This is a genomic window from Bacteroidota bacterium (assembly GCA_034723125.1).
Taxonomy (GTDB): Bacteria; Bacteroidota; Bacteroidia; order CAILMK01; family JAAYUY01; genus JAYEOP01.
The window spans coordinates 1-9,530 of record JAYEOP010000618.1; the positions used below are offsets into that span (position 1 = coordinate 1).

The window sequence follows — 9,530 nt, forward strand, 5'->3', positions numbered from 1 at the left end:
TAATAATTTGAATAAATGAATTCAACGGATTATCGTCTTTAAAAAAATTCTCACATTTATCTTTAAAATCACAAATTTTGCAATCAGTACTTTCAAAGTAAACCATTACTTTAAAATAATTACTGTAGTCGTTTAAAAATTTAACATAAGTTTTTCCAATCTCTGTACAATTTTCAAAGCCGGTTTTTTCAGGTAAAATTGATTTTTTAAACATTCTATTCAAAATATTTACAGCTCTCAATTTTATTTCAAAATAAATTTCTTCTTTGCTTTTAAAATACAAATACAAAGTGCCTTTGCTAAGCTCAGCTTCTTTGGCAACTTCATCCATCGTTGAATTACTTAATCCTTTTTTAAAGAATATTTTTTCGGCAGCGTCAATTATATCGTTTTTTCGTTGCTCTTTTTCTCTTTCTTTACGTTCTGATATACCCATTTCTATAAAATAAACTCTAATATATAAAATGACTAAAGGTCATATTGTTGGCAAAAGTATAATTAAATTTTTAATTAGCAAGTTTTTTTAAAAAATATTTTATATTGATTGGAAGTTAATATCTTATACCGAAAGGTTATCATGTAACAGAAAATAAATTTTCTTAACATGCTAATCCATCGGCATAATACCAGATTCTTTTTAATTAACCTGATGACGGTTTAGTATTATTTCTAATATTCGTGTTTTTTTTGGCAGAAAATATATAAAGGACAAAAAATGCCACAGACTTCGTCTGTCGAAGACATGCTAAGTGTAATAGAAGTAAGACTACGTCTGCCGAAGACAGATTCACAGATTAAAAGGAATCTATTAGAATAAATTTTCACAAAGCAAACTACCAAAGGCAGTTTGAAATCTGTGAATCTGTGGCAGTTATTCTTTTCCAGTTTATCTGGGTTAGGAAATAGTCCTTATGGTTTTTTACGGTTGGAATGTATGTTGGCAAAAATCAAATCCCGCCATGTCGAGACAGCTTGTGCTATTTTGGGGTAGATTTTCGATTTGTGTACCAAGTATGAGCGGATGCACATATTATTGGAAACGTTATAAAAAAATAACTTTTAGGGAAGTTGTGGGACATACTGGATTCGAACCAGTGACTTTTACCCTGTCAAGGTAACACTCTAAACCAACTGAGTTAATGCCCCAAATGTTTGCAAATTACTTGCAATTCAATTTATGTTTTCAATGAAACCCTTGTGGTTTCTGCTGTTGGCTTGTGTTGCTATTTGACCTGTCAAGCATGTACTCTAAACCAATTGAGCTAACAACCCATATTTATCAAAATTCAGGAATGAAAAAGTTATATTTTTCTTTCAATTCTTTTTCAGTTGTTTTAATAATTTTTACTTCTTGCATTGTAATATTCTTTATAGGTTTGTCTCCGTGGTCTTTTTTTTGTTCTGCAATTGTTTCAACAACCTTCATTCCTGATATTACTTTACCAAATACTGTGTAATTCCCATCAAGATGATGTGCTCCATTACTATTTTCAACAATGTAAAACTGCGAGCCACTTGAACGTTTTTGAGGATTAATAACATCTCCTTCTCTTGCTGCTCCAATTGTAGCGTAATCATGAAAAACACCTTTAACAAATTCCGCAGGTATTGTGTACCCTGGTCCTCCATTGCCATCATTTTCAGGGTCTGAATCTTTTGTTAAAGGATCACCACCTTGAATCATAAAATTATCAATTATCCGGTGAAAAGTAGTCCCTGTGTAAAAACCTTTTTGTGTTAAATTCAAAAAATTAGTTTTATGTTTTGGCGTTTGGTCGTAAAGCCAAATTAAAATATCTCCAAATTCTGTTTTGATATTAACAATTTCAAGAGATTCTTTTATTTGTTGTTGTCTCTCTATTTCTTCTCGCATTGCTTTGTTTTTAATTGAACTACAAGCCACAACTGTAAAAACAAACATTACCAAAAGTACAAATTTTGTTGCTTTCATAATTCTAAATTTTAAAAAAAACACCCATCCGAATATTTTATAATTCACATGGGTGTAGGTATTTCAAAAAAATTTATTTGACCATTTTCCCTGATTCTAAATATTCTTTTTTTGTAAACTCAACAACAATTGGTGTTGAAACAAAAAGGGAAGAATAAGTACCCACGATAATTCCAATTACTAAAGCGAATGAGAATCCACGAATAATTTCACCACCGAAAATAAAAAGCACAAAAACTACAATTAAGGTTGTGAGTGAAGTAATAAGTGTTCTGCTAACAGTTTCGTTTAATGCGGTATTCACAGTACCAAAGAAAGGTTTGTGTTTAAACATTGATAATTTTTCTCTAATACGGTCAAAAACAACAACGGTATCGTTAATAGAATAACCAATGACTGTTAAAAGTGCAGCTATAAATGCTTGATCAATCTCCAGTGAAAAAGGCATAATATCTTTGAATATTGAGAATAGTGAAAAAATAATCAAAACATCATGAAATAGTGTAAATACAGCAGCAATTCCATATTGCCATTTTTTAAACCTTATAAATATGTATAAGAAAATTCCTATTAAAGAGAATAATACTGACCATAAAGCTGATACTTTTATGTCATCTGCAATCGTAGGTCCTATTTTTTGAGTACTTAAAATTTCAAAATCATTACCTATGGTTTGTAAATTATTTTGAAGAATATGAAGTACAGAGTCAGAAGCATTATCCTCGTTGCTATTAATCAAAAATGATGTTGTAATTTTTACTTGATTTTTAGGTCCAAATATTTTTACTTCAGGTTGTCCTTGGAATGGTTGTTCTAAAAGTGTTGCCAATTCAACTGTATTAACATTTTCATCAAATCTTACTTGATATGAATATCCACCTTTGAAATCAACTCCATATTCTAATCCTTGAGTAAATAATGAAACTACACCAATAATAATAATAGAACCTGAAACAATGTATGCTTTTTTTCTTAAACCGACAAAGTTGATATTTATATTTTTTAAAGTATTTTTAGTAATTGAAGAATAAAAACGAATGGCTTTTTCTTTGGTAAGTTGTGCTTCAAAAACAACCCTTGTTATTAAAATAGCACTAAAGAGTGATGTGAGAATACCAATTATTAAAATAATTGCAAAACCATGAATAGGTCCTGTTCCAAATGATGAAAGTATAATAGCAACAAGTAATGTTGTTAAGTTTGCATCAATAATTGAAGAATATGCTTTAAGATAGCCATCTTTTATTGCCAGCTTCATACCTTTTCCTGCCGTAAGTTCCTCCCTAATCCTTTCAAATATCAGAACGTTAGCATCCACAGACATACCAATTGTTAATACAATACCTGCGATACCGGGTAATGTAAGAGCTGCTTGTAATGATGCAAGAACACCAATAATGAAAAACAAGTTTATAAGTAATGCAAAGTCAGAAACAAAACCACTCTTGTTATAATAAAAAACCATGAAAAACAATACTAAAATAAGACCTGCCAAAAGTGACATTAATCCACGGTTAATGGATTCTTGTCCTAAGGAAGGGCCAACAATTGCTTCCTCAATAATTTTTACTTTTACATCAAGTTTTCCTGAATTAAGAATATTTGCTAAATCTTCTGCATCGTTACTTGAAAAAGAACCTGAAATAGAAGAATTACCACCTGAAATTTCTGATTGTACAGTTGGATAGGAATAAACAAGTCCGTCAAGAGCAATAGCGATACTTTTACCAATGTTATCACCTGTAAGTCTTCTCCAAACTTTAGCACCTTCCGAATTCATACTCAAAGAAATTTCTCTTTCTCCCATTGGAGAAATATCAACTCTAGCATTTGTAATAACTTTACCATCTAAAGGAGCTTCTTTGTTAAGAGTAGTGATTTTAAGTGCAAGCAACTCATAAACGGTTTCATCTTTATCAACAGCTTGAGCCGACCATGCAAATTTGATGTCAGGAGGAAGAATATTTCTAACATCCTTCATTGATAAATAATTGTTTATTTTGGTAGTGTCATAAGCCAAAGCACGACCAACAACTGGTCCTGTAGGTTGTGCGAAATATTGTTTGCCGTCTTTTTCTGTTACACTTGGGTATAAAATTTTATATAATGGATATTTTTCACCAAACTTTTCTTGAGAAAGTTGTCCTTCTGGTGCTTCCTCTGAATCAACTGTTGAAGTATCGTCAACCTGAGCCATTAAAGAAGATTCTTTATCAACTTTCGCTGAATCTTCTTTCTCAACATTTTCATCTTCACTAAAAAACGTTTCTTCTTCTGTATCAACTTCGGATGTATCGGTTTTTGGTTTACTTGAAAGGGCTTGTTTTTCCGCTAATATTTTATTTACACCTTCAAACATAGGAATAATTTCCTTGCTTTCAAAGGTTTCCCAAAATTCTAATCTTGCTGTACCTTTTAATAATTTCCTTATTCTTTCAGGATCATCAACACCGGGTAATTCAACAATAATTCTTCCTGTGCCTTCCAATAACTGAATATTCGGTTGTGTAACACCAAATTTATCAATCCTTTTTCTTAATACCTCAAAAGTACTTTCTAAAGCACTTTTAGATTTATTTCTGATAAAACTTATAACATCTTCATTTGGAGAATTAATATCAATTTCATCTTTGTTTTCAAGAGTAGCAAAAATAGATGCTAATTTCCCATCAGGTGCAATCTCATTAAATGATTCCTCAAAATATGTGATGAAATCTTTTTGTCCATTACTTTGCTTTTCTTTAGCAAGTGTTAAAGCCTTAACAAATGTTTTATCTTTATTGTTACCTGAAAGTTCCATTAATAAATTATCAAGTGCTACTTCAAGAGTAATGTGCATACCTCCCTGAAGGTCAAGCCCTAAATTTATCTCACGTTCTTTACATTGAGAATATGTAAATTTTTTCACTCCAATATTATAAACCTCTTTATTGGCAATAGAATCAAGGTATTGTAATTCTACTTCTTTATTTCCATTTGCTAAATTAGTAGCGTTTTTTTCAATTAAATAAGTTTTTAATGTAAATGATAAATGAAAAATTGATACAACAGCAAGTGCTATTGCGAAAAATTTTATTGTTCCTTTGTTTTTCATACTAAGAATTCGTTTATTACTTAATTTTACGTTTATTTGTTCGTACAATCATTTTTTAAGAAAGGCAAATTTACATCATGCATTCTTAATTAACAACCAACTACATCACTTTTGTAATAAAAATTACTAAAAGTTTCAATAATTATCATTTTACAACCTAATGTCATAGTTGCAACTAGTTTATTATCAAAACATTTTAACACTTTTAGGATTTATTTTTAACATCTTTAGAACTAAATATTTTTTTGTATAAATACATAAAAACAATGAATTTTAAAAATAATAATTTATAAATTTGATGTTTTTATTTGTATTAAGTAAATACAAAATTCTCAATAATTTTCAACAATTTAAATTTGAAATAGTAACAAATAACATTTTTGAGTGAATTAAGAGTATGATTTTCGATAACGAAATAGAGGAAAAACAAGTTAGAAATGAATACAGAGCATTGTTACGTGCATGTAGTGAAATTGTTAATAGTGAAGGGAAAAAAGAAATCCGGAAAGCTTTTAATTTTGCATTAAATGCACATAAAGATGTTCGTAGAAAATCAGGTGAGTTATATATATTTCATCCCTTAAGAGTTGCAATTATTGTGTCAAAGGAAGTAGGACTTGGGAGAACATCAATAATTTGTAGCCTTTTGCATGATGTTGTTGAAGATACTGAAATATCTCTGGAAGAAATTGAGGAAATATTTGGGAAAAAAGTAGCAAAAATTATTGATGGATTAACAAAAATTCAGGGATTTATCGGACATACTCGCTCAATGCAAGCAGAAAATTTCAGAAGAATAATTCTTACACTTTCAGAAGATTTAAGAGTAATTTTAATAAAAATTTCTGACAGACTTCATAACATGCGAACGCTTGATTCTTTGCAAAAGAAAAAACAATTAAAAATTGCTTCTGAAACACTTGAGCTTTTTGCTCCATTGGCTCATCGGCTTGGGCTGTTTAATATTAAAAGTGAACTTCAAGACCTTAGCTTAAAATATACAGAACCGGTAATTTATCAAGATATTGATTTGCAACTTAAAGCTAGAAAAAAACAAATGTCGAAATATACCGATATTTTCACAAAGCCTATTAAAGAGTCATTAAAAAAAAACAATTTAAAATTTGAAATAAAAGCTCGTTATAAATCTATTTTTTCCATCTATAAAAAAATGCAATTTAAAGGAATCTCATTTGAAGATATTCATGATTTTTTTGCAATAAGAATCATTCTTTTTGATACCAATAAAGTAGAAGAAAAAACAGATTGCTGGAAAGTATATTCAATAGTTACTGACTTTTACAAACCAAATTCAGATAGACTCAGAGATTGGATTTCTACACCCAAGGTTAATGGATATGAAGCATTACACACAACCGTAATGGGACCAAAAGGTAATTGGGTAGAAGTGCAAATAAGAACAGAAAGGATGAATAATATTGCAGAAAAAGGTTTAGCAATACATTGGAAATACAAAAATAATGATTCATCAGATAGCTCCCTTGATGAGTGGATAAAGCAAGTTGGAGAAACTATTCAAGAAAACGATTCTAGTGCAATAGAGTTTCTTAATGAATTTCAATCAAATTTATTTGCTCATGAGGTGTATGCATTTACTCCAAAAGGAGAGCTTTTTGTAATGCCTGAGAACTCAACAACTTTGGATTTTGCATTTAGAATTCATACAGAAATAGGGATTAATTACCTTGGGGCAAAAATTAATCATAAATTAGTACCTAATAATTACAAAATAAAAAATGGTGATCAAATAGAAATAATAACTTCAAAAAAACAAAAGCCAACAGTTGAATGGCTTTCGCATGTAGTAACTGCAAAGGCAAAATCAAAAATTAAAAAGTCTCTTAAGAAACAAAAAGAAATAAAAGCTAAAGAAGGGAAAACGATACTATACAAAAAATTGAAACTCAAGAAAATTGATCCTTCAAAAATTGAAATTGATTTTTTAACTAATTATTTTCAACTTGATTCTGATATTGAATTTTATTATTCTATTGGGAACAAAACTATAAATATTACCGACATCAACAATGCTATAAAAGTCCTTAAAGCTGCTGATATAAAAAATACCAAAAAACAATTTAGGAAGGCAAAAGAAAAAGCAGATAAAATTATTATTGGGAGTGAAACAAGTGGTTACATTTTTTCAAAGTGTTGTAATCCAATACCGGGAGATGATATTTTTGCCTATCAATTAATCGGTAATAAACCTGAAATTCATCGTACAAATTGCCATGTTGGCATTAGGTTAATGTCAAATTTCGGGAATAGAATAATTGAAGCAAGCTGGAGTAAAAAAGAACCCTTAGAAACTGATTTTTTTTCTGTTGGATTAAATTTTCAAGGATTTGATAATTCCGGATTGATTAGTGAACTAGTAAATATTATTTCTAATCAACTTAAAATTAATATGAGATCAATCAGTGCAAAAACTAAAGAAGGAGCTTTTTCAGGCTCTGTTATCGTTGATGTATTTGACACTTCACATCTCGAAACACTTATTAAAAACATTATGAAGGTTGAGGGAATTGAATATGTAAAAAGATTCCATGTTGATTAATTATAAATAGATTAGTTAAAAATTAGCAATTTATCATTAAGTTTGTACTTAATTAAAAAATGGATACTGGAATGAAAAATACTTTTGAAGAAGCTAAAACTAAGTTTATCGATTATTTAACAAGACATAATCTTAGAAAAACACAAGGAAGATATGATATTCTGTACGAAATATACGAAATAGATAAGCATTTTGAAGTTGAAAACCTTTATATAACACTAAGAAACAAAAATTACCATATTAGTCGTGCAACAATTTATAACACAATTGACTTATTATTGGATTGTGCTTTAATAGTAAGGCACAGCTTTGGAACAAAAGCAGGTTCCTATGAAAAAGCTTTTGGAATAAATAAGCATGATCATCTAATAAATACAGACACAAAGGATGTAATAGAATTTGAAAATTTGGAGATTAATGAAATTGCAAAAAAAATTGCTAAACAAAACAATCTTGATTTCTCTCATTATTCATTTACCGTTTATGGAAAACCTATTACAAATTTCGAATAAAATGTTTCGTTTTTAACAAAGGGGAGCTTCTATTATTTTATCATTAATAATTTTTGTTGAAAGAAATGAATTTTTAGAATCTTCCATGAAAAAATTGACCTATTTTTGTTTAACAAAAAAAAATAAATTATGGACGTACTTGTGGGATTACAGTGGGGTGACGAAGGAAAAGGGAAAATAATTGATATTTTAAGCCCAAAATATAAAATCATTGCTCGATTTCAGGGAGGACCAAATGCAGGTCATACTCTTGTAATAAACGATAAAAAATTTATTTTTCATACTCTGCCTTCAGGAATTATCCAACCGAATACAATAAATATACTCGGTAGCGGTATGGTTATAAATCCAGTTACTTTACAAGAAGAAATTGATTTATTAAAAAAAGAAAATATATCTTACGAAAATAGAATTTATATTTCACAAAATGCTCATCTAATACTCCCAACACATAAATTACTTGATAAATATTTTGAATTACTTAAAGAAGAAAAAAAGATTGGATCTACATTACGTGGAATAGGACCAACTTATCAAGATAAAATTGCTAGAGTAGGGTTACGATTTGCAGATGTTCTTTCAATAGATTTTAAAGAAAAATATCTCTCTCTTAAATCTAAGCATTTAAATGTTTTAAGTGATTTTCAATACGATACAAGGCAATTAATCAAAGAGGAAGAAGAGTGGTTTGAAGCTATTGAGTTTTTACGTTCTTTTAAAATTACCGATACAGAATTATATTTAAATGAACAGGAAAATAAAGGCACAAAAATATTAGCTGAAGGTGCACAGGGAAGTCTTCTTGATATTAATTTTGGCACATATCCTTATGTTACATCTTCAAATACTTTGTCATCAGGAGCTTGTAACGGTTTAGGTATTCCTCCTCAAAAAATTGATAAGGTTTTTGGTGTTTTCAAAGCATACACAACAAGAGTTGGAGAAGGACCATTTGCCACTGAACTATTTGATGAAGATGGTGAAAAATTACGAAAAAACGGACATGAGTTTGGTTCAACCACAGGAAGACCAAGACGTTGTGGCTGGCTTGACATTCCTGCTCTAAATTACACAGCAATGCTTAATGGTGTTACTGACCTTATTATTACTAAAGCAGATGTTCTTTCAGGTTTTGACAAAATTAAAACTTGTGCAGGTTATCAAAATATCAATGGTGTTGAATTGTCTTATCCTGATATTTATAATTCTACTGATATTCAACCGAAACATATAGAACATCATGGATGGGCAAAAGATGTAAGCTCAATTAAAAACTTTGAAGAATTACCCTTAGAATTCAAAAATTATATTTCTTTTATTGAAGAAAACACTCAAAAAAGAATATCAATAGTTTCGGTAGGACCAGAAAGGTTACAAACAATAATGCGATAACAG

General features: G+C 29.6%; 6 protein-coding genes and 1 tRNA gene. 3 read left to right on the top strand and 4 right to left on the bottom strand.

The window, feature by feature from the left end; genetic code table 11:
• The 4 genes from U9R42_15280 to secDF form a co-directional block, all read right to left on the bottom strand.
• Nucleotides 1–436 (bottom strand): TetR/AcrR family transcriptional regulator (locus U9R42_15280; protein MEA3497387.1); only part of this gene is annotated, 436 nt, incomplete at its 3' end.
• A 635-nt stretch (nt 437–1,071) separates the two neighbouring features.
• Nucleotides 1,072–1,146: transfer RNA gene (locus U9R42_15285), tRNA-Val, on the bottom strand.
• A 133-nt stretch (nt 1,147–1,279) separates the two neighbouring features.
• A complete protein-coding gene (locus U9R42_15290) occupies nt 1,280–1,951 on the bottom strand; it encodes a peptidylprolyl isomerase (protein MEA3497388.1) in 672 nt (223 codons plus the stop codon).
• 73 nt (nt 1,952–2,024) lie between these two features.
• A complete protein-coding gene (secDF, locus tag U9R42_15295) occupies nt 2,025–5,045 on the bottom strand; it encodes a protein translocase subunit SecDF (GenBank protein MEA3497389.1) in 3,021 nt (1,006 codons plus the stop codon).
• 397 nt (nt 5,046–5,442) lie between these two features.
• On the opposite strand from secDF, the gene U9R42_15300 reads away from it, so the two are divergent.
• The 3 genes from U9R42_15300 to U9R42_15310 all read left to right on the top strand — a co-directional run bounded on the left by U9R42_15300 (nt 5,443) and on the right by U9R42_15310 (nt 9,527).
• Nucleotides 5,443–7,623: a RelA/SpoT family protein gene (locus tag U9R42_15300; GenBank protein MEA3497390.1), complete on the top strand. Its 2,181-nt coding sequence runs from the start codon at nt 5,443–5,445 to the stop codon at nt 7,621–7,623.
• 59 nt (nt 7,624–7,682) lie between these two features.
• Complete coding sequence (locus tag U9R42_15305) at nt 7,683–8,135, top strand: transcriptional repressor (protein ID MEA3497391.1); 453 nt, start codon at nt 7,683–7,685, stop codon at nt 8,133–8,135.
• A gap of 129 nt (nt 8,136–8,264) precedes the next feature.
• Nucleotides 8,265–9,527: an adenylosuccinate synthase gene (locus tag U9R42_15310; GenBank protein ID MEA3497392.1), complete on the top strand. Its 1,263-nt coding sequence runs from the start codon at nt 8,265–8,267 to the stop codon at nt 9,525–9,527.
• Nucleotides 9,528–9,530 lie beyond the last annotated feature (3 nt).

Excerpts from the sequence above, each read along its gene's own strand:
- U9R42_15290 (MEA3497388.1), bottom strand. The coding sequence starts at position 1,951 with ATGAAAGCAACAAAATTTGTACTTTTGGTAATGTTTGTTTTTACAGTT.
- secDF (MEA3497389.1), bottom strand. The coding sequence starts at position 5,045 with ATGAAAAACAAAGGAACAATAAAATTTTTCGCAATAGCACTTGCTGTT.
- U9R42_15300 (MEA3497390.1), top strand. The coding sequence starts at position 5,443 with ATGATTTTCGATAACGAAATAGAGGAAAAACAAGTTAGAAATGAATAC.
- U9R42_15305 (MEA3497391.1), top strand. The coding sequence starts at position 7,683 with ATGGATACTGGAATGAAAAATACTTTTGAAGAAGCTAAAACTAAGTTT.
- U9R42_15310 (MEA3497392.1), top strand. The coding sequence starts at position 8,265 with ATGGACGTACTTGTGGGATTACAGTGGGGTGACGAAGGAAAAGGGAAA.